This window comes from Pararhizobium sp. PWRC1-1 (assembly GCF_049897905.1).
Classification (GTDB): Bacteria; Pseudomonadota; Alphaproteobacteria; order Rhizobiales; family Rhizobiaceae; genus Pararhizobium.
In genome coordinates this window covers 37875-64136 of sequence record NZ_JAFCXE010000004.1, presented here as the reverse complement: position 1 = coordinate 64136, position 26262 = coordinate 37875, and the positions used below count along the sequence as shown (strand labels likewise).

Sequence of the window (26262 nt, the reverse complement as noted above, 5' to 3'; positions counted from 1 at the left end):
GCCCTCCTAGGGTTTTTGTGGCGATAGTAGGGCCAGAATCAGGCATGCTGCCCTAATATGCATAGACAATTTCGTTCCATTGCACCCATTCTGAAGTTGCATTACTCATCCCTATTGTAGGTCCTGCTTACCAAATAAGAGGTAGGCGGATTTGCAATCGGCAAACTTGAAATGGGGTTCAAGGGCTGAGGAGAAAGGCAATAGAACAGTGGCAAGAACAGTATTCAACGCAAGCAACGGTGGTTTTTTGACAGAGAAATACAGTGAGGGAAAACCTCTGGGCGTTATCGATCTAGAAACAGCGAGCGCAACGAATGGAGCAACGGTTCCATCCAGAGTTACGCTGAAAGACGCCTTCGATACTGCTGATCATAGTGTGATGCAAGGTTTTGGCGCGCGTGACGCACGCCACAGTGAAGAGACTTCCGAACATCGGGCAGTCAAATTCGATAGTAATCCGTCGGTGGCCGACGCTGGAAACGTTGACAGTGGCAAGGCCGGCCTCTCCCATGCTGGCACTGACCAAACCGATTCCGCAGCTACACCTGTTTCTGCAGTTACCCCTGTCGAAACAGCACTTAACACCCAAGACAATGCGAGCGGTCAACCTGCCGCAAAGTCCGCTGCGACAACGAGCGTGCCGAGCACAACTGCAACGGCGGCTGACGCCGTTCCTGCAGCTGCAGCTGCAGCGCAGGTTTCGGGCTACCCGGATGCAAGCAACACGGGCGTGAAGGCCGGCGTTGCGTTGACCAAGTATAACGGTACGCTTCATATCACGCAGGACAATGCCGTTATCAGTAATATGGAAGTTAACGGCGATATCGTTATCGACGCGAAGAACGTCACGCTGAGCAACATCAAGCTCGTGTCCAATGGCGGGTTCACCGCGCTCAGGGTCACGGACAAAGCCACGGGTTTCACGCTGCAAGACAGTGAAATCGATGGTAATGCAGGGTCCAACGGTGTTTTTGGCCACGGTACATTCCTGCGCAACAACATCCACGATGTCGAAAACGGTTTCAACCTCAGTGGCCCGGCCGTCATCCGGGATAGCTACATCCATAGCCTGCGCGGTGGCCCGGAAGCGCACTTCGATGCCATCGAAATCAATGGCGGTCACGATATCGACATCATCCACAACACCGTCGTCAACGATCACGACCAGACAGCGGCCGTGATGATGGCGAACGTATTCGGTGGTCTGTCGAACATCACGATTGACAGCAACCGGCTGGTGGGTGGTGGCTACACCGTTTACCTAGACGGACGGTTTGGTGGGGGTACGGTCGATGACGCTTCGATCAAGATCACCAACAACCAGATCGGCAACGGTCATTGGGGTGATATGGCCTTGTATGACGACAAGCCTGTCGTGCATGGCAATACCGGCCTGGATACCATTCCGACGGGCACGCAGCCACCGGTAACAGTTCCGCCAGTCGAAATCCCGCCAGTCGTAACCCCGCCGGGAGAAACCCTGCCGGACCCGAAGCCACCAGTCACTTCGACCGAGCATATCGGGACTGCAGGGGATGATACCATGCCTGTCGCCGGCAAAACGAATGCGGGCGCCGAAACCTACAAGGGTCTTGCAGGAAACGATCTGATCAAGGGCGGCGCCGGTGCCGATATCATCGACGGTGGTACCGGAACAGATACGGCAAGCTATGCCGGATCGGCGGCCGTGAATGTCAACCTTCAGACGGGAGCCGCTTCCGGGGGGCATGCTACAGGCGACAAGCTGGCCAGCATTGAGAACCTGTTGGGCTCCAGCTACGGCGATACCCTCACGGGTAATGGCGGTGGCAATGTGCTGAACGGTGGCGCGGGTGCCGATAAGCTCGATGGCGGAGCGGGGACAGATACCGCGTCCTACTTCGGTGCAGCGGCTGGCGTAACGGCAAGTCTCGCCACCCCTTCGATCAACACCGGCGATGCCAAGGGCGACGCCTATGTGTCGATCGAAAACCTGTCCGGTTCTAGCTATGCTGACAAACTCTTCGGCAATAGCGCCGACAACAAGCTGACGGGCGATGCCGGAAACGACCTGCTGGACGGCGGTCGCGGTATTGACGTGCTTGATGGCGGTGCCGGCAGTGACATCCTCGATGGCGGCCGTGGCGCTGATGATCTGACCGGCGGTGCCGGAGCAGATACCTTTGTCTTTGAACGCACGGCGGACTCGACGTTTAGCTCAATTGGTCGCGATACGATCTTTGATTTCTCGGGCACCAGCGGTGACCGGATTGATTTGGCGGCGATCGACGCGAATACGAGGGCTACCGGAAATCAGGCGTTCACGTTTATCGGAACATCTGGCTTCACCGGCAAGGCCGGCGAGCTGAACTACAGCAAGCAGGCTTCGGATACCTACGTCTACGGCGATACCAACGGAGACAAAAAGGCCGATTTCGCCATCCATCTGGATGACGCGGTCACGCTGTCGAAAGACTACTTCCTGCTGTAGCAGGAAGGGGCCGTCTAGGCGGCCCGCGTCTTACTTTACATCTGAACAATACCAGAGGCGGCCATTGGCCGCCTCTCGGCTTTCCGGCATCGGTTAAGCCTGAACGGTTCTATGCGGCGACTGAATCCTCGCGGACTTCGGGCCGTGTATCGAATTCGGCCGGCCGCTCTCCCAGATCAAAAAAGTGCTCGATAGCCTGGACCGACCGCGCTGCGGCCATTCCGTCGCCATAAGGGTTCACCGCGCGCGCCATATCCTGATAGGCCTGCCGGTTTGTCAGGAGGGTTTTGACCTCCTCGACAATGCGGTCCTCATTCGTTCCGATCAGGCGTACGGTGCCCGCGGCGACCGCCTCCGGACGCTCGGTCGTTTCGCGCATGACAAGCACCGGTTTGCCGAATGTCGGTGCTTCTTCCTGAACGCCGCCGCTATCGGTTAGAACAATCGAGCAGTCGCGCATGGCCCTGACGAAATCACCATAATCAAGCGGTTGAGTGATCAGCACGTTGTCCAGATTGGCAAGCGGCGGCAGCAGAACCTCCCGCACGGCCGGATTGAGATGTGCCGGGAGTAAAAATGCAATCTCGGGAAACATCCGCGCCAGCCGCGCAATCGCGCGCGCAGTCTGTGCCATGGGTTCGCCCCAGGATTCGCGACGGTGCGCAGTAATGAGGACGCTGGTCCGGGCCGCAATCCGTTCGATATCCTGGTTCTTGACCGGGTTATTCTTGTCGGAAACACGCAGCAACGCATCGATGACGGTATTGCCGGTCACGACGATATCGCGTTCTGCGACGCCGTCTTTCAGCAGGTTGCTCTTTGACGTCTGCGTCGGAGCCAGGTGCAGGGCAGCAAGCTGAGTTGTGAGCCGACGGTTGATTTCCTCCGGGAAAGGGTTGTGCCGTTCGCCCGTTCGCAAGCCTGCTTCAAGGTGGATCAGCGGAATCTTACGGTAAAATGCGGCCAGCGCTGCAGCAAAGCACGTCGTTGTATCGCCTTGCACAACCAATGCATCCGGCGCCTCGACCTCGATCAGGTTGGAAACCCCGGCGAGAACCCGAGCGGTGATGGTTTCAAGACTCTGCGCTTGTGTGATGATGTTGAGATCGTGATCGGGCCGGATCCCGAACAACTGATTGACCTGATCGAGCATTTCGCGGTGCTGGCCCGTGACGGCTACGATCGGTCTGCAATGGCGCGAGTGGGCAAGCTCTTCGATCAAGGGGGCCATTTTGACCGCTTCAGGGCGCGTGCCATAGACAACGAGCAACTTGCGCATGGCATTTTCCTTTTTGACAGAGTGATGGCGGGTCTTTGAAAAGGGCAATCGCCAGCGATGCCCGTCACGTGTTCAGTAGTCGGTGCAGTAACGGCACTTGTTGAGGACGACCCCGAGCATGTTGGTTCGCTCCGAGAGATAGCGTTCGCAACGATCAACCTCATCTGCGGTGCTGTATTCAGCGGCCGCGACCAGGACGGCGCAATCGACGCTTGGCAAGAATGCGGTCACGTCGTCGCTGGAGAGCATCGGAGGCATGTCGAACACGATGATGTCCGGCCCCATCCTTTGCTGCAGGTCCTGCAAGACTTTCGCAGTCTCCAGGCTCTGCAGCAGCTCGGCGGAAAACTCCACGGCTTGATGGTTCGGAGCGATCGCCAGATTGGCACCGTAGCGCAGGAAAATATCGTGAATTGGCACATTGCCTTTCAGGAACTCTTCCATTGACGCCGGCGCTTTAACGCCAAGCATATCCCCGATATCAGGACGCTTGAGGTTGAGATCGACCAGAAGAGTGCGGCAATCCTGCTGGTGAGCCAGGCTGAACGCGAGGTTGAGAGCAACAAGCGACGCTCCACAGGAGGCCGTCGGCGAGGTTATCGCCACGGATGTCCAGCTATTTTGCCGCATCATCTGCAGAACCCTGGTCCGCATCATGTCAAACGGGGCATGAGCAGGATCGGACCGGTCGATCGTTACGATACGATTCTCGATGATCTTTTCGGGATCCGGTTCGAGCGGCAACAGGTTTTCCCAGGTGATTTCCCGACCGAGCCGCGTGCACGCCTGTATCGCCTGCTCCGCAAGCCGGTCTGCGCTTTGGAACCTCAAGGTTTCCTGTAACGAGGTCGAAATTTGTTCCATGGCTAATCCTGACCGACGCGGTTGTTACTTGACGGGAACGAAGAAGGCCGCCGTTTATCTATCCAATACCGGGAATAGAGCCGGAGAAAACGGAACGAAGGGACGTCAAGGCTGTATCGGCTGACACCACAATGATTGGCATCACCCCGGCAGCAACCCGCCCCGCTAGTCGATGCCGCAGTTTTGGAGAGCGGCTTGGCTCGAAAGCCCGGATATTTGGGATCGTTGCCAGAGGCTGCGACTGGAGGAGCTGCGCCAACTCGACGGGGCGCCGGATTGTCTTGTTGAGCAATTCCAGCAAAACGATCAGGGCCAGGCCGAGGCCGATGCCGGCGACGGTGCCGAGGCCGATTGTCTGCAGACGCCTGGGGCTGATCGCGCTGACGGGCGCCGTGGCAGGTTCGAGAAGCGAGAACCTCCCGCCATCCGAGCGCATCTCGATCTGTTCTCCTGTCAACGCTTCCGCGCGTCTTGCGATGGCGGCATTGTACTGCATCTGAATATTCTGGCGATTGCGTTCAAGGGAGTTCAGCACGGTCTCGCTGGCTGGTGTCCCCGTGATCGAGCGGTTGAGATCATCGATACTGCGCGAGACGGAAACCTTCTCGGCATCTATGGCCGTGAGGCGCTTATCGATGTCCGACAGCTGGAGATCGAGCCCGAACGGCGCGTTCTTCTCAGCAGTAGAACTGGCTTTATCCTGATTTTCCTTCGACGAACCAGTCATGAGGCGGCCTTGCAGCGCTGCTATTCTGGTACGAAGCGCGACAATGTTCGGGCTGGTTTCGGAGAATATCGCCAACTGTTCAGCCAGGGCACGATTGAGATCCATAAGGATCTGCTGTTCCGGCGTCAGCGGAGCGGCGCCCACGACTTGCCCGGCATTGGTATAAGTCGCGATGAGGCTGCCACGTTTGGTGTGCAGGTCGGACTCCTCGCGTTGAAGCGAGATCATTCTTTCCTGCAGACTGCTTTGCTGAGCGCGGCGAAAATCGAGGCTTTCCGGGAGAGTGTCCTTGTTCTCCGTTTTGAATTTGAGAATGTCGGCTTCGAGCCGGTTCAAGTCGGATGCCAGTCTCGTGACACTCTGGTTGAAAAAATCCAATGTGCTTCCAGCGCGATCGGTTCGCTCTCGCTGGTTTCTGGCGAGGATCATCGTTGCAAGCTCATTGGATACGTCAGCCGCGATGTATGGTTTCTCTGCCGCAAAGGACACATTGAAAACAGTTGCTCCCTGGTCACGACCGGGCGTGTCGAATTGCATCTGCTCGAATCTAATTCGCGTACGCATGTCCTTGACGACGTCTTCGCTATGCTGCGTCAGCACATCATCGGCATAGATATCGAACTTCTTGGCCAGCGCGATGATGTCGTCGCGTGTCGTGATCTGCTGCTGAAGGATCTGCAACTGTTCTACCGCGCCGAGCGGTACAGTCGTGCGTGCGAGCTCAACCGGTATCTGCGGCGCCTCGGCCAGGATCTTGGCACTGGCACTGTACACAGGCGGGATGAAATATGTTGCCGTCACGCCGGCAATTGAGCCTATAGCTGAGAACGCCAGCAAATATGGCAGTCTGCGCCGCAGGATCGAAAGATAAAAGCCCAAGTCTATGTTGCTCATTACGCAGACACCCAACTCCTGAAACAGATGGCTCTGAGACCATGGTCATTGTTCAGTGGTTCGGAATGACGGAATAGATAGTCAATGGAGGGTGCGCGGGCGGCCCCTGTTAGCAAGACTAGTCCTTTTGGACGGCGTAACCCTCCCTATGCTGTAGACCCTGTTTTAAGTTGTCTAACCGCTGTGCTCCGGGAACGTTGCGTGCCCCGGCTGGCTTGACGTTTCCGGTCGCGTCGCTGGACATGTGCGAATTGGGGATTTGCGGCCGCACCATCCGTCGAAAGGCGTAGGGATAGCCAAGAAACCGTATGCTTTTCCCCCAAGTTGCCTAGCCCGCTCTAGCCGCCCCTGCGCCTCAAGACGGGGAGCGTAACGTCTTCCTACGCGCGGCCAATCTGTCCATGATGTGTCTCGTAAAGAAACACCGGCTGCCGCGCTGGAACTGATGGATTTGTGCTGATCCGTCGGTGACATCGATAAAAGACTTTGATCGCGCTTTAATGAAACAGGAAAGACTGATGACCCTTCCTTTGCAACTGAGCGTGATCATCCCGCATCTGAACGAACCGGACGATCTGCGCCGATGCCTTGTTGCCTTGGATGCGCAGCGCGCTGATGGGATCGCGTTCGAGATCATTGTCGTCGACAATGGTTCGCGTGAAATGCCGTTTGGGCCGTGTGCGGGAATTCGCGATGTCCGGCTGGAGCGCGAGGCTATTCCCGGTCCAGGACCCGCACGCAATCTCGGCGCTAGCCTCGCACGGGCCGAGCTGCTGGCTTTCATCGATTGCGATTGCGTTGCGCAGCCGGGTTGGGTACGCGCGGTCGTCGGAATGATGGAAAAGAGGCCGGATATCGATCTCGCGGGCGGCGATATCGGAATATTGATGGCCGACCCCAAATGGCCGAGTGCAGTTGAATCCTACGAGAGCATTTATAGCTATCGGGCGCGCGCTTATGTCGAGCGGTATGGCTTTGCGGCGACGGGCAACATGGCGGTCAGGAGAGAGGTCTTTCGTTCCGTTGGTCCGTTTGGCGGCATTGGAACAATGGAAGACACCGAATGGGGGCAGCGGGCAACGGCAAAGGGGCACCGGATTGCCTTTCTTCCGGAAGCGCGGGTGTTGACGCCGTCGTGCAAATCCTTTGCCGAGCTGGCGCGTCGTTGGGATCGGCACGTGGCACATGAGTTTCGACGGGTCGCCGGCCATCGTATCGCCACTGCACGATGGCTTGCCGGCTGTGCGGTCGTTGTCGTTTCGCCTGTGGCCGAGAGCTTCAAAATACTGATGACGGATCGCGTTTCGGGTGTTCGCAATCGCCTGCTTGCATTGAGCTGCCTGACGCGGATTCGCTTGCATAGGGCCAGGCGGATGTTCGGGTTGGCGCTCTACGGCGATGCGCACCGGTTTGTCGAAACCTGGAACCGCGACGGATAACGCCGTCCTGCTGTCAACTCTGTGTTGAGCGATCACCAATGCATCGCGTTCCTTGGGTACGGTGCCCGCGGATCTACCGCAATCTCCTCTGCCGCAGCTTTCCTGCAGCAAGAGCGTCGCCTCTACGTGTTCAGAGATCGTTATCTCCGGTGCGAAATGTGGCACTCCTGAAGCCGTCAGTGGTGGGAAGCCAGGCGCCGTGGCCAGATCAGGCGCTGCGGAGCGGCAAATTTGGCCCGTATAGGGACCAACTGCGCTCATATTCTCAAAGCAACTCAAACTAACATCGCCGCTGATGCCGCGGACTAAATCGAATTGTTTAGATTAGATTTATTGAGATTTCGTCTACATTGGTTAAGATATTACTAAGTTGAGCCAAATACGAAATTAGAAAAAATGCATCTACGTAAAAATTGGCCAACTTCGCAAAACTATATTTCAGATTTGCGAAGACGTCAGTCGTTTTCTAAAACTAGATCAATTTTGGAGGCCTCATGTCGGAAGGCGATCTACGATACCCTTTGCGGACTATCGAACAGAACCTATCGAGCAACCGGGCGATCAAATCTCGCTCAGTCTACCTTGCGACTAAGCGTCTCTTTGATGTCGCTGTCACATTGCTCATGGCGCCGTTTGCGATTCTGATTGTTGGCATATGTGCATTGCTGATCAGGAGGGACGGTGGAAATGCGTTTTTCTGCCAACCCAGGGTGGGGAGAGGGGGGCGAATATTCAAGCTTTGGAAGCTACGGACCATGGCGTCGAATGCGGATATCCGGCTGCAGGAACATTTGGCAGCCGATCCCATGGCCAGATTGGAGTGGGACGCGAAACAGAAGCTGAGAAACGATCCGCGCATTACAACAGTTGGACACTATTTGCGGAAATACTCGATCGACGAGCTCCCGCAACTGCTGAATGTGTGCCTTGGAGATATGAGCCTGGTTGGTCCGCGTCCAATGCTGCCGGAGCAAAGGCAGCAATATCCCGGCACCGCCTATTTTGACCTGCGTCCCGGGTTGACTGGGCTTTGGCAAATCAGCGAACGCAACAGTTGTACTTTCGTTGAGCGCGCTCTGCATGATACGCGCTACTCAAGCACGATGTCCTTTGGTGTCGACCTCTGGATCTTGTCGCAAACGCCAATCGTTGTTCTGAGAGGAACCGGCCTTTGACACAGCGCATCACAGCCAGAAAAAGTAAAGCACCCGGTTAGAGGTGCTTTACTTAAACTTAGAAAAAACTATTTACAGATGCTTCCGCGTAATTTATCGAGTTAATGTTCAACTCCTTTCATGCCCTCGACAGCAGACATCGGGAAGAGATCCTTGATCTTGTACGCAACTTCGGTTCTGTTGGTCGCCTTGACCTTTTTCATGATGTTGCGAATGTGAACCTTGACGGTACTTTCCCGCAAATTAAGTTCGTAGGCGATAATTTTATTGGCTTTTCCGCGTCTAAGTGCCTCGACGACTTCAGCCTGACGCTCCGTGAACATGCCTGCCAACGGCCGGGCAGCTGGGTTGCCTGATTCCAAAGCCTGCCGCATTGCGAAAACACTGCTGGCCGGGACGAAAATGCCGCCTGCCATGGAAAGTGCTATCGCTTCGATGCAAACATCGATGCTGACCGAAGAAGGGATATAACCCTTTGCCCCGCATTCGAGCGCCTTCATGATCTGAGAAAGCTCGTCCGTGTCGGCCAGGACGATAATCGGTGCTTCTAGCGTAGAGGAAAGTTTCTTGATTTCTTCACCGACGGCCGGGTCGGAGATTTTCTTGCCACCAATGTTCAAGAGAATGGCGGCAACCGCAGGATAATCATGACGCTTGCGCTCCCATTCGGTCATCGATCCGAACGCAAGAACGTCCATATCCATCTTGTGAGCTGAAATACAGTAGGCGAGACATTGCCGATCAAGTGCACGGTCATCGATGATTAGAAGTGAACGACCCCGGGCAGTATTAATTGGAACCTTATCATTTTCAGTATGGGTATGTTCGACTTGTGTAGAATGAAAACTATTATTTGATATATCTTTGCCGTTTGTCATCATCAGTGAATTCATAGGTACTTTACTCCCTTAAATGCACATGCATGCCGCCCCTAGGAAATAAGAGGCATTTAAAAACGCATGCGCCACCCCAGCCATTTGTTAATTTCGCTCGATGTGAGCTAGTACAGTCCGAATTAAGAAACACTTGTATGCATAATTTCTGATATTATCTGATAATTATGGGTTTGCCCAGTATGGGTACGAAATCGTGAACGATTTGTTTTCCATATTCTCAAACACTGGTTTAGCCTATGGGGGTAGCATCGGCATCCACCATCGAATTATACCCCTACCAATTTGGGGGAACTTAAACGTTCAAAGCCCTTTTGGCCCGCGTGGAAATCGATTTTACCGATTTTTGGGTGGCGTAGACAAATGAGTTAACTTGTAAAAGGCACCCCAAAAAGTATTAGTTCACGCTTTTGTTTTCTTTTTTTAATATTACTGATGGTTAATTTTGAGCGTGTAATGAATAGATTAAACCTGCGCGTCATGCGATTGACATAGTATTGGAGCAACCTATCAGGTTAATCGATAGGAATGAATCCGTGCATCCTTCGCTGCTGGCTTCGACTTATCCGCCGGACGAGGCCCTTTACGATTGCCCCCTGTAGAATGCCGTGCATTACCTTTCCACAGCTGTTCCCGACTGATCGTCGGTGTTTCGGGAAAATACCGGTGAGCTGTTGCCGATGACGGCATATCCATAATAGCCGCGTCCAAGCCTGTTATCCGTCATGGAGATATTTGACATGGTGCCGCCATCGAACTGGTCGTCCGCATAGATCGTATATCCGCCGCCGATCAGCCAGTTTTCTTCAATACGGACGTCGGAAACAGAGCCGGAGTAGTTGCTAAGCATGATCGCGGATGTCTGCGCATGGGGATTGATGACTGTATTACCCCGGATGAGAACGTCGGATATGCCGCCATCCGTGGCGATTCCATCAAAATGGGGACTTTCCCATTGCGATTGGAGATCGTGTATATAATTGTTTTCAATATATATTTTTGATGACCCCGTAAGATAGATGCCATCTTCGCTGCTATGGATGTTGCTGTGGCGGATCTTGACATTGTTGCCGGAAACGCTGATCCCCCGAATCCCCGGGGCCCGCTGGCCGTCTATTTCGCAATTTTCGACCGTCACGCCATCGGCGCGGATGTCTAGGGCAGCCCAGCCACTTCCCGTTATCCGGCAATTCATGAGTTTCACATTTGCAGCGGTGATCGCCACGGTACCTCGAAAATCGAGGCCACTCACCGTCGCACCTGCAACGTCAAGCGTGAAGGTGGTTGCGGGCGTAAGGTTTAGTCCCGCGGGTACGCCGGTATTGGTTTCATTGGGATAGGCTGTGTCTAATATTTTGCCGGCAGACGCCGGTACCGCAGGCAGCATGGCCTGCGCGAATGCACTGGGCGTGGCCTCTCCGTCGACCAAGGCAAGGACCCAGCAGAGGGCGAGCCAATGACGCGTGACAGCAATCCTCACGGCAATCTCGTCAACGTTCGCGCCGCCCGTCTCGTATGCAGTCGGGCACCCGTCGTTTCCCAAGGCTCGATATCCAGCATCCAGGATGCACTCCCCAGGTAAAACATGATCAGCAGGTAAGGGGCGTTCCACAAGTGAACGGTCCAGCCGACAGTGAAGATACCGATCATGGACCGCCGCGCGGGGGCGCCGTTGACGGGCATCAAAGGCACACCTGACTTCTTGGCAGCCTAAAACCTATCATTCCATGCAAGGTGGACAGTACGGCCGCAAAGAAATCCGCCACAAGCTTTCTCCTCATGTCCCTGTCGTCGCAGGTCTTCCCAGACACCTTGGGACACGCTGGCAGCTTGGCGAATTCCATGTGAAATATGAACCTGAATTTAGGTCGAGGCGGAGCGTGGTTTTGACGGACGGGATACGCCTTATGCCTGTTTGCGGCACGTAACGGGATGCCGAAAACGCCTATTGGCCAGACAGTGTATAAGCCAAAGGGGGAAGCCCGTAGGCGGTAGCGTATCCCCGCCTAACCTGATGGCGATACAGCTGCGAATAAAGCTAGATTGTTTCGTTTCGCGCGTTCGCTTACCGACAAACGACTGGACCGGCAAACGACTGGGTTTTTGCATCGCGTTCGGGATGAGAGTTAAGTTCCGGCGCCAACGGGACGGGACTGCCCAATCGGAGGACGGCTTTGAAACTCTGGAAGTTCATTGAATGACAATATCGGTCATACTGCCCACTTACAACAGAAGCGGCACCCTTGTCGCCGCGATGAACAGCGTGCTGGCGCAGTCGCATGAGGATCTGGAACTGATCGTCGTCGACGACGCCTCGACGGAGGACATCGAAAGCGTCGTCCGCAGTGTCGGCGATGATCGGGTGCGATATGTAAGGCGCCCGAGAAACGGCGGCGCCGCTGCTGCGCGCAACACCGGCCTTGGCCACGCCAGAGGCGACTACATCGCCTTTCAGGATAGCGATGATTTATGGCTGCCTGGAAAACTGCAGAAGCAGTTTGCGCTGTTTTCGTCTATTCCCAGCCATGTCGGCGTCGTCATCGGCGCAAAGATCATCTACGGCCGCGACAATCAATGGAATTACGGGCCGGGCCGCGTTGCTTACGCTCCTCTTCCTGCCGGACGGCTGCGCCTTGACGAAGATCAGCTTGGGCGGCTGCTGACGGAAAACCGTATCAGTCTGCAGAACGCGCTGTTCCGAAAGAATTGCATTCCCGATGTCGAATGGTTCGATACATGTGCGAGAGCCAATGAAGACTGGGGTTTTGCCATCAGGCTGGCCCAGCACACGTCGATCTACGAGGATATCGAGCCAGTGGTGTTGGGGTTCATCTCCCCTGACAGCATATCATCGAACAAGCGTAAGGAGATGATGGGTCTGCTGCGTATCATGAGGAAAAACAGGGAGGTTTTGCGCACGCGCAAGAAGCAGAGATCCCTGATGCTGATTGATATCGGCAGGTATTTTTACACTGTGGGAAAAACGACGAAGGCAATGCGGTTTCTCGCCGCCGCGATAAGGGATTATCCGCCTCACGTGGAGCTGATTGGCTTAGCTCTACTCGGAAAATTGTTCAAGCGGCCGCTGAAGCGTGCCGCATCATAGAACTTCAATATGATGGGAGACGCCGGCCGCTGACGGCCGGCGCTCGACAGAAAGCGTGTCACCCCTTCTTGAACACCTCGTAATACTCATCTGCCATCGCGCGCAGCGAGCTGCCGATGGCGGCGTATTCGAATTCGTTTAGATTGGCGAGGGAGGCACGTCCGACCGGTTGCCGCGTGCCAAAGCCGCGGTGAGGCTACCGGCTGCGATGCCTGCGCCAGCCCCTTGTCGAGGCCAGACAATCTTGCCCAGAACGACAACGGTCAGCAGACCGCTGGTGGCGAGCACGGCGGCCATGACGATTTCGCGTATCGATTTGCGCCCGAGCGAGCGGAAGAATTGCGGACCGATCTCGAAGCCGACGGCATAGATGAACAGCGCAAACAGCACCGCCTTGATGCCATTGTCGATGGTGATGCCGATCTGGCTGAGCACGACCGCGACCAGAAGCGAGCCTGCGACACCGCCGAGCTGGAATTTTCCGAACTGGAGCTTGCCGAGCCAGTACCCACCGGCCAACGAAAAAAGATCGATTGCAGGAAGGACATAGGCCCTCCGTATTAATGCCGATTGCGCGCCGGCATCCGATCAAAAGGGCGGGTTGCGATGGGGTCAACCGAAACTTGTGCGGGAAGATTAACGCACCTCCGATTCTGTGCAGATTTGAGGCTCATTGCAAAAAAAATCCCCCAGAGCAGGACCATATGGCAGCGCCGGCTCAAACGAAAACGCCCGGCATTTTCGCCGGGCGTTCATTCTGCAGGACATGAGGGAGGATCTACATATTCTGCGGAAGGGTTTTGATCAGTGCGTCACTTGCCGGCATCGAGACGGTCGATCGCGTCGACATTGCCGGCCGACGAGCCGTTCGGATCGAATTCGGATTTCAGCCACTTGTCGACAATGGCCTTGGCCAGTTCCGGCCCGATGACGCGGGCGCCCATGGTGATGATCTGGGCATTGTTGGATTTGGCGGCGCGCTCGGCCGAATAGGTGTCGTGGGTGAGGGCTGCGCGGATTCCCGGCACCTTGTTGGCCGAAATCGAGACGCCGATGCCGGTGCCACAAATCAGGATGCCGCGGTCGTTCTGACCGTTGACGATGGTTTCGGCCAGTCCCTTGGACAGGTCGGCATAAAAGCCGGACTGGCTGAGATTGGAGACTTCAAGGCCGCTCTTGGTGGCGAGATGGGCTTCGATAATGTCGAGAAGCGGCTTGCCTGCGCTGTCGGCGCCGATTGCGATTTTCATGGCTGGATCCTTCCGTTGACGGTGGTTTCAGAGCGCCGAGGCGACGCGTTTCAGAATGTCGAGATAGCCGGCCACGTCCCAAGCCGAGCGGCCGATGAACAGACCGTCGATATGGGGCCTGGCAATCAGCTCCTCACAATTGCCGGGATTGACGCTGCCGCCGTAGAGAACCGGTACGGAAACGCCAAGGCTTGCCTTGGCCCACTCGGCGATTAGGGCGTGGCGCTCATCGGCATAATCGGATGAGGCGGGAATGCCGTTGACGCCGATTGCCCAGACGGGCTCGTAGGCAAGTAAAACCGGCTTGGCCTTGTCGGCTCCTTCGAGCAACGCAAGGGCGCCTTCTACCTGGCGGCGCAGGACGATATCGGCCTGTCCGGCTTCGCGCTCCGCCAGCGTCTCGCCGATACAGATCAGCGGGGTCAGGCCATGGCGGACAGCGGCGGCCGTCTTCAAGCCCACCGTGCGGTCCGTTTCGCCAAAATGTTCGCGCCGTTCGCTGTGGCCGAGCTCGACGATATCGAGATTGCAATCCTTGAGCATGACCGGCGAGATTTCTCCGGTCCAGGCGCCCGCATCATCCCAGTGCATGTTCTGTGCGCCGACCTTGACGCTGGTTGCGGCAAGCCGCTCCTTCACCTGGCGCGTGGCTGTGAAGGGAGGAATGACGAAGCGCTGGATGCGGCTGTCGCGCGCCGCGTCAGCTTCTGCCAGTCCGTCGGCAAAGATTATGGCCTCAGTGAGCGTCTTGTTCATTTTCCAGCTGGTTCCAACCCAGACGGATGTCTTTGTCATGCCGTGTCCTCCGCGGTTTTCCCGCCAATCTTCTGAAGTTTGATGCCGGCGTCCTTGAGGCCTTGTTCGAAGGACGGTTCGATTTCCGAGCCTGTCAGGACCATGTCGAACGCGTCGAGCCCGGTCAGGAAATGCAGGGCTGATTTGCCGAATTTGCCGTGATCGACAAGCAGGACGCTGCGTGCAGCCGACTTCATCATTTGCCGCTTGGTCTGCACGACTTCCTGATCCTGATGGAAGGCGGATGCGCCATGGATGGCGGAGCTCGACAGGAAAGCCATGTCGGCCCTCAGCGAGCGCAGGGCCTCCTCCGTGGTGATGCCGAAGAAGCCGTTGAATTTCTTTGAGTACTGGCCGCCGAGCGAGATCACATCGATGCCGGCGACGGCGGCAAGCTTGTTGATTACACTGAGATTGTTGGTGATGACCGTCAGCGGCCGGATGTCCTTGACATAATCCGCCACGCCGCCCGCCGTCGAGCCATCGTCGATGATGATGATCTGGCCGGGCTCGATCAGCGTCGCAGCGTGCTGCGCCAGCCGCCGCTTTTCCTCTGCCGCGATCTTCTCGCGGTAGCGAAAATCGCTCTCGAACTGCGGGCTGGACTGGATCGATGCACCGCCATGCACCTTGCGCAGCAAACCGGCTTGCTCGAGATCGTCGAGATCGCGATGTACCGTCATCTTGCTGACACCGAAACGGCTGGCGAGATCTTCCACGGAAGCTGAACCGGCCTCCATGAGGATATCCATAATTTCCTGCCGCCGGTCTTCAGGCTTCATAGAGCTGCTCTCTGCTGCGGCCCCATGCCGCTGTGAGAATAAATTATCACATTATATTCGATAAAAACAATCATAATTGTGTTATTTTGTGGTTTAATCATGCAATATTACGGCCGCCGCCGAACGTTAGACGGTTTTCAACGACCTGTTTTTTCTTCCGATTCTTTGATTTATGTGGATCTCGCTATCGGGAGAGATTTGCGCTTCGTCCTCAAATTTACCTGCGTCTCTCGGCTCGGCTCGGCTGGGAGTAATGCGACGGGCGACTTCGCGGAAACCAGACGCTTAAAGAGCAAATGATCGTTATCTGGCTGGATCTGGGATATTCCATCATTCCCACGCTCACGCTTGAGCTAAGGCATGGGACTATCGCTGCAAGGACCCGCCGCGCGGAGCGGCGGGGGTGCCGCGCCGTTTGCTCGTTCAGCGCCATGTCTGCTCCAGGCACGGCCCCGACAATCTCCCCCCAAGCAGCATTTTCTCAGTCTCACCAAACTCAGCGGAACCGGAAATACTGCTAACCTGGCGTAACCTTTTCCTTCCCTGTTTCTCGCATCAGCGGTTGCAGCGGAGCGGAAGGACGTGCCATGTGTTTCGGTATCGAAACTCCAAATGCGCATGCCATTGGAATCTAAGGAATGAACCACATATGCAGACGACGTTGACGGGCGGCGCAAGGGGAGCTTTTGCATGACCAAGACGGACATCGCTCGCCGGGTCTACAACAATGCCTGGAAGCTCGACCCGGTGGTGCGCAGCCTGCTCGATACGGATTTCTACAAGCTTTTGATGCTGCAAATGATCTGGCGCCTCTATCCGGAGGTCGATGCAACCTTCTCGGTGATCAACCGCACCAAGACAGTCCTTTTGACCGACGAGATCGACGAGCAGGAACTGCGCGAGCAGCTGGATTATGTCCGCGGCCTGCGGTTCACCAAGAAGGAGATGATCTGGCTCGCCGGCAACACGTTCTATGGCCGCAAGCAGATCTTCGCACCGGATTTCCTCGCCTGGCTCGTCGATTTCCAACTGCCGGACTACGAATTGTCCCGCAAACACGGTCAGTACGAGTTGACCTTCCCCGGCAAGTGGACCCACACCTCCATGTGGGAAATCCCGGCCCTGGCGATCATCAACGAGCTACGCTCCCGCACCGCCATGAAGGACATGGGGCCATTTGCGCTGGACGTGCTGTATGCGCGCGCAAAGGCCAAGATGTGGTCGAAGGTCGAGCAGCTGAAGGCCCATCCGGACCTGCGCATCTCCGACTTCGGTACACGCCGCCGCCATAGCTTCCTGTGGCAGCGCTGGTGCGTCGAGGCGCTGAAGGAAGGCATTGGCAAGTCCTTTTCCGGCACCAGCAACGTGCTCCTCGCCATGGATACCGACCTCGAAGCGCTCGGCACCAACGCACATGAGCTGCCAATGGTCGTGGCGGCGCTTGCGCGCAGCGACCAGGAACTCGGCCTGGCGCCTTATAAGGTTCTGCAGGACTGGAACCAGCTCTATGGCGGCAACCTGCTGATCGTTCTGCCCGATGCCTTCGGCACGGCGGCTTTTCTGCGGAATGCCCCCGATTGGGTTGCCGACTGGACCGGCTTTCGCCCCGACAGCGCCCCGCCGATCGAAGGTGGTGAGAAGATCATTGCCTGGTGGAACAAGATGGGACGCGATCCCAAGGAAAAGCTGCTGATCTTTTCGGATGGTCTGGATGTCGAAACGATCCTTGATACCTACCGGCATTTTCAGGGACGTGTACGCATGAGTTTCGGCTGGGGTACCAACCTGACGAACGATTTTGCCGGCTGCGCGCCGACCCAAATCAGCGGCCTCAATCCGATTTCCATCGTCTGCAAGGTCAGCGATGCCAACGGCCATTCGGCTGTCAAGTTATCGGACAATCCGCGCAAGGCGACGGGCGAGCCTTCGGAAGTCGAACGCTATCTCAAGTTTTTTGGAACGGAAGATTTTGCCGAGTTGGACGTCAAGGTCTGAACGGTAAGCCGCCAACGATTATCTCCACAAACAAAAACCCAGCCGGCGGAGGTGCCCGGCTGGGTCTGTTTGCGCATTCTTTTGAGGGATGCGCCGGGAGAACTGGTTTCGTTACGCGCTCATACGTAAGCAGTCGGAGCGCGAAGCGAGCGGATGGACCATCGACAGCAGGCGGCGCTTGGGAGCCGCGAGCAGGTTGGCCGTATGATTTTTGGCGCTCACCGTTCCCGGCTGCATCTGGCGAAGCGCACTGGCAGCAGAGTAGAGAAGCGTTTTCATTTCATTGGTCGTGACGCCATCCGCACGCATTACGGCACGGATCATCGGGTCCGTCAGGACCTCAAGGATGGTCAGATCGCTGTTTGCCTGGTGCATTGGGGTATTCCTTCGGGTTCATCGTCTTTTCCGGCGGGCGATCCCGGCCGGTGTCTTAAACTTGACATCGTTTCATAGCGGTGTTACTACTAAGTAACATTCGAATAGTTACCGACCGGTCACACCTATGTCAAGAAGCCTTGTCAATAAAAATTCGAAATCCGTATCTTCTGCGAAACCGGCAGATGTAAGGCTGGAAAGAGGTGACTGTGTGCAAGTGCGCCAGGCGCCGCGAGATCGTATTGTTTCAACGGCTTGTGAGCTGTTTCGGCAACACGGCATCCGCGGTATCGGCGTCGATGCGATCGCCGAAGCCGCCGAGACCAACAAGATGACGCTCTACCGTCATTTCGGATCGAAAGATGATCTCATCTGCGAGACATTGCGATTTACCTCGGAAAAAGCCGCCGCCTTCTGGGATCAGCTCGAAGCCTCTTTTCCAAACGATCCGATGGCTCAGCTTCACAGCTGGGTAAAAGCCCGGGCACAGTGTCTGGCCGACGATAAATACGGCTGCGACCTTGCTAATGCGGCCGTCGAACTCAAGGAGCAAGGCCATCCCGCCCATGCGGTGATCGAAAATTTCAAGCGTGAGCAGCAACGCCGTCTTGAAAAGCTCTGTCGCGATGCAGGTGTGAGCGAACCGGAGCTGCTTTCCGATACTCTCTCGATGTTGATGGAGGGTGCCCAGGTGAGCAAGCTCGCGACGGGTAGCGAAGGTCCGTCGATGCGCTTCATGCGCGCCTGCGAGGCAGCCATCGCCTCATTCCGGCAGCGCGCAAAAAGCACCGCCGAAATAGTCTGAAGGTTAAAATTTCGGCCGCCTGTACGATATTGCCCGCATAGGCTGATGACCCGCAACGTCGAAGCTTTCGATGGAACAAACGCGCCTCGCATCCATTTACTCGTTGATTGAAAAGCGCAGCTTTGCCACTGCCCGCCAACGAGAAGGACAGCATGTCCCCCTTACAGGAATTCATTGTTAATTCAGACCCAGAGGACTGGTGGTCGGCGCATCGCGGTGCCTCGCCGATTGTTGGCACGGCCATCCACAACGGTCATCATATCCGCAGTAATTTGCAGGAATTCCTTGGCCTGAGCGCCGATCAGCGGCTGCGCGAAGAAGATCCCTTTACCGAATTCTTCATACGCGACCTTCCCAACCGGATCGTCTTTCATCGCTCCCGTTTCGAGATCGACATCAACCGTGCCCGTGATGGCGCAATCTATCTCAAGCCGGAACAGGCTTGGGGTTTGAAGGTCTTCGCGCGGCAGCTGCCCGACACTGCCATTGCTTCGTCGCTGAGCGTCCACGACGCCTATTATGCCATGCTGGAAACGTACCTTCGTGGCCTTGATCAGCAATACGGTGCCTTCGTCGTCCTGGACGTCCACAGCTACAATCACCGCCGTGACGGTCCCAACGGTTCAGAAATGCCGTTCGACAAAGCGCCGCAGATCAATATCGGCACGTCCTCGATGGATCGCGAACGCTGGGCACCGGTACTCGATCCCTTCCTTGAGCAACTGCGTGGCTTCCAATTTCGCGGCCAGCGGATGGATGTGCGGGAAAACGTCGCTTTTCAGGGCAAGGGCGAGCAGACGCGTTTTGTCCATGAACGGTTTCCAAACACCGGCTGCGCCATCGCCATCGAGTTCAAGAAATTCTTCATGGATGAGTGGACCGGCGAGCCGGACATCGAAGCGTTGAAAGCGATGCGGGAAATGATCCGCCTGTCGCTGCCGCTTCTGCGTGAGACGCTGCGGGCGCGGTCATGACCAGCCAACGCCGCAACCATCGCCAGACCACCTCCGGTTATCCGCAATGGCTGGGAGAAACCCTGGAGAGCATCCGCCTCGGCAAATCGGTGCGCAAGGATTTCGGCAATGGCGGCCGCCTTCACATCGACCGGCCGTTGCCCTTCCTGTCCGTCCATATCGGCAAGGGCAGGGACGATCTTGCGGCAAGAGATATCGCCGCTGCCAATGCGTCCTATCTGGTGGTCGACGACATCGAGGACGCCCTGCCGATCATAGAGGCGGTGGGGGCGGTTCTGAACGAGCGTTTTGGCGCGTTCCTGCTCTTGGACATCGACGAACTCGATCATGACACGCTGATCACCGATGACGCGCCTTATCTGCCACCCTTCGAGATCCGGATTGCTTCGACAGATGACATGGCCGCTCAAAAAGCGGCGACGGCGTTGGCAGAAGGCGCCGACCTGCGACAGGTCAAGTTCCGGACCCCGCACGTCGATCGGGTTAAACTCGAGGCGGTTTCCCAGGCAGCGACCCTGGCCGGGCAAACCGGCTTCCCGCTTGTCGCCTTCCGGTTCGCGCCGATCTACCGGCAGCCTGAATCAGGCCACATCTATCCCGACTTGCGCGAACGGCTCGTCGCCAACATCTTCGACGCCGGCCTGAAAGCGTTCGCGGCCTTCGTCGGCGCGACGCAAAGTCTGAAGCTGACGACGCACCGGGCGCTCGGCCGCAAGGCTTTCGTCGACGCCGTCAGCCGCGCCGACCGCCGCATCGATGACGTTGCTTCAAGCTTCGATTTCCTGCTGGCGGTCACCCCCATCAATACCGATGCTGCCTGGCAGGGGTTCAAGGCGGGCAAGTTCAAAAAGGAACCGCAATTTCTTTACCGGCCATTGTCGGTACAGGTGGAGGCCGAGAAACGGAAACTGTTTTCCGTCGCTTTCGATCGCTTCGAGGATCCGGTTCTCTACCATCTCTACCGTGAGAAGCAGCAAGAACTGGATCTGCAACTGTCGCTGATCTCAGCGCGCGAAACCGGCCGCTTCGTCGAATATGGCCGTGCCCTCTATGGTCCGGTGGAGCTGTCGCTCTATCGGGCGGCCACCGAGATCCTGGCGAAAACGGCAGTGCTCGGTGGCGATGGGGATGATATCGAGAGCGATCCCCACACCGCCGATTGTCATGAGGTCGAAGCTGCCGCCCGCGCCATGATCGCAGAGTATCACCGCCAGTATCCGGGTTTTTCGGCCGAGGTCGAATTGCGCGACGACCTGCCGTCCGGCATGCTGGTGTCGGGCGAACGCCTGTTGATTTCCCGCCACACCCTGATGCCGAAAGCCCGCGTTCATGCGCTATTGAGTCACGAGATCGGTGTCCATCTCCTTACCTATTTCAACGGTTCGGCGCAGGGGCTGCGGCTCTTCCGCTCCGGCCTTGCCGGGTACGAGGGCATGCAGGAAGGCCTTGCCGTGTTTTCCGAATACATGGCCGGCGGTATGACTGTCGGGCGGCTACGGCTGATCGCCGCCCGTGTGGTAGCCTGTTCGGCGATGCTGGAGGGACGTCCGTTTACCGAGACCTACGCCATGCTCGTCGATGAACATGGGTTCGGTCCGGTTGCCGCCTTCCACCTGGCCATGCGGCTCTATCGGGGCGGCGGGCTTGCCAAGGATGCGATCTATCTGCGCGGCCTGCTTGAATTGCTCAGCCACCTGAAGTCGGGCGGTGCGCTCGACCCATTCTGGATGGGCAAGATTTCCGCTTCGCATTTCCGGGTGATGCAGGAGTTGAGCCTGCGTGGCCTGCTTAAGGCGCCGGTCATCCGCCCGGCGTTTCTCTCTCATCCGCAAGCACAGGTCCGCCTCGACAAGGCGCGGGCAGGACTGAACCCGTTGGATATGATCATCAGTTAGGAGCCACCATGCGCGTCGCATTCTTCGTCAACTCGATCGAGAGTGAGGAACCTTTTTTCAGCACCACCGCATTGGCAATGGCGGCGCTCGCCCGTGACCATGACGTCTGCTACATCGCGCCGGGCGATTTTGTCCTGCGCCCGGATGATAGCCTGATGGTGCGGGCGACGACGGTTGCCGCCGGAAAATACAAGAACGCCCAGGCTTTCCACGACCATTTCCAGGGCAAGGACGCCAAGGTCCAGACCATCGATGTCCGCGAGGTCGATGTCATCTTCCTGCGCAACGATCCGTCGCTTGATTCCGACGACCGGCCGTGGGCTGCCCATATCGGCGCGATGTTCGGGCGGCTGGCGAGCGAAAGGGGATCGATCGTCGTCAACGACCCCGCTGGTCTGGCGCTGGCTCAGAACAAGCTCTATTTTCAGGGTTTCCCCGAGGCGGTGCGTCCGGAAACGCTGATCTCCAAGAGCATCGAAGAAATCCGCGCCTTTATCGCCAATCATCGCAAAGGCGTTATCCTGAAGCCGCTTCAAGGGTCCGGTGGCAAGAACGTCTTCAAGATCGCCACGCCTGACGACGCCAATCTCAATCAGATCTTTGAAGCCGTCAGCGGCGAAGGCTACCTGATCGCGCAAGGCTATCTGCCTGAAGCCAAGGCAGGCGATATCCGGTTCTTCATGATGAACGGCAAGCCGCTGCAGCGAGACGGTGCCTATGCCGCCTTCCGCCGGGTTCCGGCCAAGGGCGAGGTCCGTTCCAATATGCACGCGGCCGGCACGGCTGAGGCCGTCAAGATCACCGACGACATCCTCGCGGTTGCCGAGATGGTTCGTCCGAAGCTGATCGAAGACGGCATGTTCCTGGTCGGGCTCGACATCGTCGGCGACAAGATCCTCGAGATCAACGTGTTCACGCCGGGCGGGCTTCCGGAGATTGCCGCCATGCACAAAGTGGATTTTTCCGAAGACATTATCGAGGCGCTTGAGAAGAAGGCCGCCATCCGCAAGGCCTATGGCGGTGCCATGTCGAACCGCGCATTGGCGACGCTTTAGGCTGTTTTCGAGGCCCATTTGTGCTATCGCGGACGCCTCAACCGATTGGAAGCGCCCGTGATACCCTGGACCCTGATTGACACCGCGATAATGCCTGATGGTGGTGGGAAACTGCGCCTGAAACAGCGCGGCAGCGAATTCTCCATCATGCTCGGCGCAATTGAACTGATGAACAGCCGGTTGAGCGGTTCGGAAGAAGCATTGGCTCGCCTGTCCTATGAGCGCGTTCGCAGCCATCCACGACCGCATATGCTGATCGGCGGGCTTGGCATGGGGTTTACGCTCAGGGCCGCACTCGCTGAACTGCCCTCCGATGCCCGGATAACGGTCGGCGAACTCGTGCCTGCTGTCGTCGCCTGGGCGCGTGGCCCGATGGTGGAGGTTTTTGCCGGTTGCCTGGACGACACAAGGGTATCGATCCGCGAAGGCGATGTCGGTCGTCTTATCCAGTCTGCGACCGGCGAATACGACGCGATCCTGCTTGATGTCGACAATGGTCCAGAGGGGCTTACCCGCAGCGCGAACGATGATCTCTACAGCGTCGCCGGTCTGCGCGCAGCGCGCACGGCACTGAAGCCGAACGGCGTTCTCTCCGTGTGGTCATCGGCGCAGGATACAGGCTTCACCCGTAGACTGAAGGAAGCCAGCTTTGCTGTCGAGGAACTGTCGGTGCGCGCCAGCACCACGGGCCGCGGCGCCCGCCATGTGATCTGGATGGCGACCAAGACGGGACGCTAACCGGGGTCCAGCCGTTAAAGGCCTTCGCGTTGCAGCAAGATGCGCACCTCGTCGAAGCGGCGCTTGTTTTCCTCGTTCTTCTCGGCAGCGGAATAGCAGGTACTGGCCAGACAAAGCCGTTTCAGCCCGAACGGTGCCTTGGCGCTGTTGAACTGGCATTCGATCGTATCGACCATGTTCTTCTTCTCGACCCCGTCGCGGGTCGAGTAGGTCATGCGTGCGCCTGGTGGTTTGAGTTCGGGGAAGGACTGGACGACGCCGGTATGGAACGTTTCGGTCATCAGCAGATGTTTTGCCACTTTCACGCAGATATCTTCGATCTTCACCGATTGGGCAGCGGCGGGTGACACGGCCAACAACGGCGATGCAACCAGCACGAGGGCAACAAAAATTTTTCTCATGGCACACTCCTGAAACGCCGGCCCCCAAAGCCGGTGCGCTCGTCATAACGGCGCTCACCGTCTTTGGTTCCAACAAGATGGTGCAAAAACGCCTTCCGTAGTTGTGAAAGCCATCGACTGCACGCGAATTGGGCGTAGGATCGCGGTGCGAATGTTTTGGACGGGTCCATTTCGCAATCTTGGGAGCGCGTAAATCCTGTGTGAAATTCCTGGTTTTGCAGCCCCGGACATTCCACCCGTTAAAATCTCGTGAAGGGCTTTTCCGGCGGAACCAAGCGCTCTCGTCCCAGTTTCTATTTGGCCACTTTGACAAGGGGAGAAGCAGATGACGGATATCAGCGAAGACGACATCAGAATGCGGGCCTACGCTTTGTGGGATGCCGATGGCCGCCCAGAAGGCAGCCATGACCTGCATTGGCTGCTGGCATTGCGGGAATTGACGGAGGAGGCCAATGCCGCGGCTAAGGAAATTCCACACACGCCGGTTAAGACCTCCAACATTTCCGTCGTCAAGAAGGAAGCACCAGTAGAGCCTGTTCCTCGTAAGCGCAGCAAGTCGGCTTGAATTTTTGACGTTTCGTGGGTTGCCGGGTGATCGGCAGCCCACGTCTCGAGGCTCCGATCCCGCGATCCCGCGCGTCAGGGCGAGCGCGTTAGGCGGAAATTCTCCCTTTCCGGGTGCTTGATTTTGCGGCGCAAAATTTTTTGCAGCGCGGTGCGTTTTTCTGCGGACATCGGCCTCGCTTTACAACATCATGGGGTTCGCCGACATGCGTCGTGAAGCTGCGTTGCAGTGCTAACCGGTGGTACAAGGAATGTGGTCTGCGTGAAGATACTTTCGGTGACGTCGGAAATTTTTCCATTGATCAAGACCGGCGGTCTTGCCGATGTGACAGGCTCGTTGCCGAAGGCGCTTGAGAGCTACAACTGTCACACACGCACGCTGGTACCCGGCTATCCGCAGCTGTTTGCAAAGCTTCCCGGTGCGCGTCAGGTCTATTTTTTCCCCGACCTGTTCGGTGCCCAGGCCTCGCTACTTGAAGCCCGGTACGAGCAGCTTGATCTGCTGATCCTGGATGCACCGGCCCTCTACAATCGCCCCGGTGGTCCCTATCTCAACGAGGCCGGCCAGGACCATCCCGACAATTGGAAACGGTTTGCCGTCTTATCCTATGTGGCTTCCGCCCTTGCCGGCGGATTGCTTGCGGACTGGGCTCCGGATGTGGTGCACACCCACGACTGGCAGACCGCACTGACCTCGGTCTACATGCATTATTCGAGCAATGCCAAGAAGGTGCCCAGCGTCCTGACGATCCACAACCTGGCATTCCAGGGGCAGTTTCCAACCTCGGTCGTCAGCCAGATCGGTCTGCCGCCGGAAAGCGTTTCGCTCGACTGCCTCGAGTATTATGGCGATGTCAGTTATCTCAAGGGTGGCATCCGCACTGCCAGTGCCATCACGACGGTCAGCCCCACCTATGCGCGTGAGGTCATCGGGCCGGAATTGGGAATGGGCATGGCCGGAGCGCTGAGTTCGCGTCCGCGCACTTTGACGGGCATCGTCAACGGCATCGACATGGAGATCTGGAACCCGGCGACGGACGCCTACCTGCCGGTCAACTACGATCACAAGCGCATCAGGCTGCGGGGGCAGAACCGCGCCAAACTGCTGGAGACCTTTCGGCTGGACTACGGCCCCGGACCGGTCTTTGCTGCCGTGACGCGGCTGACCTGGCAAAAAGGCGGCGACATGCTGGCCGAGGTGGCGGAGGAAGTTGCTGCCCTCGGCGGCCGGCTGATCGTGCTCGGCAAGGGTGAGGAGCATATCGAGACGGCACTTCTGGCCATCGCCGGCCGGCATCCCGATCGCATCGGCGTTCGCATCGGCTATGACGAGGCCACTGCCCATCTCATCCATGGCGGCTGCGACGTCATCATCCAGCCGTCGCGCTTCGAGCCTTGCGGTCTTACCCAGCTCTATGCCCTGCGTTATGGCGCGGTTCCGGTGGTGTCGCGCACAGGCGGCCTGTCGGAAACCATTATCGATGCCAATGACGCGGCGATTTCCGCGCGGGTGGCAACCGGCTTCCAGTTCCATCCGGCGACGGCCGAGAACCTGCGGCTCTCCATCCATCGCGCTTTTTCTGCCTATCGCGAGCCCAAGAAATGGGCCCGTCTGCAGAGCCAGGGCATGAAGGCCAACTTCTCCTGGGAGCGGAGTGCTGAACAATATGCGGCGCTCTACTCCCAGCTCATTCCCAGCCGCAAGACGCGGCCTGTCCAGCGGGCAAAGGCTGCAGAGTAGCGGCGCCCGCCCGGGCGCCGCTACTCTGGTTAGCCATCGTGTCGT

At 57.3% G+C, this 26262-nt stretch carries 24 protein-coding genes and 1 pseudogene; 13 read left to right on the top strand and 12 right to left on the bottom strand.

The genetic code is table 11. The features are described from left to right. Positions 1–166 precede the first annotated feature (166 nt). Complete coding sequence (locus ACP7E0_RS08250; RefSeq protein ID WP_426124202.1) at positions 167–2470, top strand: hypothetical protein; 2304 nt, start codon at positions 167–169, stop codon at positions 2468–2470. Positions 2471–2579: 109 nt separating this feature from the next. On the opposite strand, the gene wecB is transcribed toward ACP7E0_RS08250, so the two are convergent. From wecB to ACP7E0_RS08235, 3 genes are all read right to left on the bottom strand, one after another. Further along, complete coding sequence (wecB, locus tag ACP7E0_RS08245; RefSeq protein WP_426124201.1) at positions 2580–3749, bottom strand: non-hydrolyzing UDP-N-acetylglucosamine 2-epimerase; 1170 nt, start codon at positions 3747–3749, stop codon at positions 2580–2582. 72 nt (positions 3750–3821) lie between these two features. After that, positions 3822–4613: a CpsD/CapB family tyrosine-protein kinase gene (locus ACP7E0_RS08240; protein ID WP_426124200.1), complete on the bottom strand. Its 792-nt coding sequence runs from the start codon at positions 4611–4613 to the stop codon at positions 3822–3824. Positions 4614–4671: 58 nt separating this feature from the next. Continuing rightward, positions 4672–5676 (bottom strand): hypothetical protein, encoded by a 1005-nt coding sequence (locus ACP7E0_RS08235; protein WP_426124558.1) that lies wholly within the window; start codon positions 5674–5676, stop codon positions 4672–4674. Between the two features lie 195 nt (positions 5677–5871). On the opposite strand from ACP7E0_RS08235, the gene ACP7E0_RS08230 reads away from it, so the two are divergent. Continuing rightward, positions 5872–6153 carry a hypothetical protein gene (locus tag ACP7E0_RS08230; RefSeq protein ID WP_426124556.1) on the top strand — a complete coding sequence of 94 codons (282 nt, stop codon included), beginning with the start codon at positions 5872–5874 and terminating at the stop codon, positions 6151–6153. Here ACP7E0_RS08230 and ACP7E0_RS08225 read toward each other — a convergent pair. Beyond that, a pseudogene (locus ACP7E0_RS08225) lies at positions 6121–6234 on the bottom strand (hypothetical protein); the annotation flags it as partial. The gene ACP7E0_RS08230 and the pseudogene ACP7E0_RS08225 overlap by 33 nt on opposite strands. A 518-nt stretch (positions 6235–6752) precedes the next feature. Between ACP7E0_RS08225 and ACP7E0_RS08220 the strand changes: the two are divergent. Then, positions 6753–7673 carry a glycosyltransferase gene (locus ACP7E0_RS08220; RefSeq protein ID WP_426124198.1) on the top strand — a complete coding sequence of 307 codons (921 nt, stop codon included), beginning with the start codon at positions 6753–6755 and terminating at the stop codon, positions 7671–7673. A gap of 494 nt (positions 7674–8167) precedes the next feature. Further along, positions 8168–8848: a sugar transferase gene (locus ACP7E0_RS08215; protein ID WP_426124197.1), complete on the top strand. Its 681-nt coding sequence runs from the start codon at positions 8168–8170 to the stop codon at positions 8846–8848. 101 nt (positions 8849–8949) lie between these two features. Here ACP7E0_RS08215 and ACP7E0_RS08210 read toward each other — a convergent pair whose 3' ends face one another. After that, complete coding sequence (locus ACP7E0_RS08210) at positions 8950–9741, bottom strand: LuxR C-terminal-related transcriptional regulator (protein ID WP_426124196.1); 792 nt, start codon at positions 9739–9741, stop codon at positions 8950–8952. 613 nt (positions 9742–10354) lie between these two features. Further along, positions 10355–11284 carry a right-handed parallel beta-helix repeat-containing protein gene (locus ACP7E0_RS08205; protein ID WP_426124195.1) on the bottom strand — a complete coding sequence of 310 codons (930 nt, stop codon included), beginning with the start codon at positions 11282–11284 and terminating at the stop codon, positions 10355–10357. Positions 11285–11938: 654 nt separating this feature from the next. Between ACP7E0_RS08205 and ACP7E0_RS08200 the strand changes: the two genes are divergently transcribed. Next, positions 11939–12847, top strand: coding sequence for a glycosyltransferase family 2 protein (locus ACP7E0_RS08200; protein ID WP_426124194.1), 909 nt, complete (start codon positions 11939–11941; stop codon positions 12845–12847). 138 nt (positions 12848–12985) lie between these two features. Here ACP7E0_RS08200 and ACP7E0_RS08195 read toward each other — a convergent pair whose 3' ends face one another. From ACP7E0_RS08195 to ACP7E0_RS08180, 4 genes are all read right to left on the bottom strand, one after another. Then, positions 12986–13366 (bottom strand): hypothetical protein, encoded by a 381-nt coding sequence (locus tag ACP7E0_RS08195; protein WP_426124193.1) that lies wholly within the window; start codon positions 13364–13366, stop codon positions 12986–12988. A gap of 293 nt (positions 13367–13659) precedes the next feature. Continuing rightward, complete coding sequence (locus ACP7E0_RS08190) at positions 13660–14097, bottom strand: RpiB/LacA/LacB family sugar-phosphate isomerase (protein ID WP_426124192.1); 438 nt, start codon at positions 14095–14097, stop codon at positions 13660–13662. Positions 14098–14124: 27 nt separating this feature from the next. After that, positions 14125–14892, bottom strand: coding sequence for a triose-phosphate isomerase (locus ACP7E0_RS08185; RefSeq protein ID WP_426124191.1), 768 nt, complete (start codon positions 14890–14892; stop codon positions 14125–14127). Then, positions 14889–15674, bottom strand: coding sequence for a DeoR/GlpR family DNA-binding transcription regulator (locus ACP7E0_RS08180; RefSeq protein WP_426124190.1), 786 nt, complete (start codon positions 15672–15674; stop codon positions 14889–14891). Before ACP7E0_RS08180 ends, ACP7E0_RS08185 begins: the two co-directional genes overlap by 4 nt. A 690-nt stretch (positions 15675–16364) precedes the next feature. On the opposite strand from ACP7E0_RS08180, the gene pncB reads away from it, so the two are divergent. After that, complete coding sequence (gene pncB / locus ACP7E0_RS08175; protein ID WP_426124189.1) at positions 16365–17669, top strand: nicotinate phosphoribosyltransferase; 1305 nt, start codon at positions 16365–16367, stop codon at positions 17667–17669. Positions 17670–17780: 111 nt separating this feature from the next. Here pncB and ACP7E0_RS08170 read toward each other — a convergent pair whose 3' ends face one another. After that, entirely contained in the window at positions 17781–18044 is a 264-nt protein-coding gene (locus ACP7E0_RS08170) for a hypothetical protein (protein ID WP_426124188.1), read from the bottom strand. A 127-nt stretch (positions 18045–18171) separates the two neighbouring features. Between ACP7E0_RS08170 and ACP7E0_RS08165 the strand changes: the two genes are divergently transcribed. The 5 genes from ACP7E0_RS08165 to ACP7E0_RS08145 all read left to right on the top strand — a co-directional run bounded on the left by ACP7E0_RS08165 (position 18172) and on the right by ACP7E0_RS08145 (position 23511). Then, positions 18172–18849, top strand: coding sequence for a TetR/AcrR family transcriptional regulator (locus ACP7E0_RS08165; RefSeq protein WP_426124187.1), 678 nt, complete (start codon positions 18172–18174; stop codon positions 18847–18849). Between the two features lie 152 nt (positions 18850–19001). Next, entirely contained in the window at positions 19002–19823 is an 822-nt protein-coding gene (locus ACP7E0_RS08160) for an N-formylglutamate amidohydrolase (RefSeq protein WP_426124185.1), read from the top strand. Then, a complete protein-coding gene (locus ACP7E0_RS08155) occupies positions 19820–21718 on the top strand; it encodes a flavohemoglobin expression-modulating QEGLA motif protein (RefSeq protein ID WP_426124184.1) in 1899 nt (632 codons plus the stop codon). The genes ACP7E0_RS08160 and ACP7E0_RS08155 overlap by 4 nt, the downstream gene beginning before the upstream one ends. Before the next feature lie 8 nt (positions 21719–21726). Then, positions 21727–22773 carry a glutathione synthetase gene (locus ACP7E0_RS08150; RefSeq protein ID WP_426124182.1) on the top strand — a complete coding sequence of 349 codons (1047 nt, stop codon included), beginning with the start codon at positions 21727–21729 and terminating at the stop codon, positions 22771–22773. A 57-nt stretch (positions 22774–22830) separates the two neighbouring features. Further along, positions 22831–23511, top strand: a complete 681-nt coding sequence (locus ACP7E0_RS08145; protein WP_426124180.1) for a spermidine synthase — start codon at positions 22831–22833, stop codon at positions 23509–23511. Positions 23512–23525: 14 nt separating this feature from the next. Here ACP7E0_RS08145 and ACP7E0_RS08140 read toward each other — a convergent pair whose 3' ends face one another. Beyond that, positions 23526–23912, bottom strand: a complete 387-nt coding sequence (locus ACP7E0_RS08140; RefSeq protein ID WP_426124178.1) for a hypothetical protein — start codon at positions 23910–23912, stop codon at positions 23526–23528. Positions 23913–24237: 325 nt separating this feature from the next. Here ACP7E0_RS08140 and ACP7E0_RS08135 point away from each other — a divergent pair, with 325 nt between their 5' ends. Beyond that, positions 24238–24477, top strand: coding sequence for a DUF2934 domain-containing protein (locus ACP7E0_RS08135; protein ID WP_426124176.1), 240 nt, complete (start codon positions 24238–24240; stop codon positions 24475–24477). Between the two features lie 261 nt (positions 24478–24738). Then, a complete protein-coding gene (glgA, locus tag ACP7E0_RS08130) occupies positions 24739–26217 on the top strand; it encodes a glycogen synthase GlgA (RefSeq protein ID WP_426124175.1) in 1479 nt (492 codons plus the stop codon). The last annotated feature ends 45 nt before the right edge of the window (positions 26218–26262 follow it).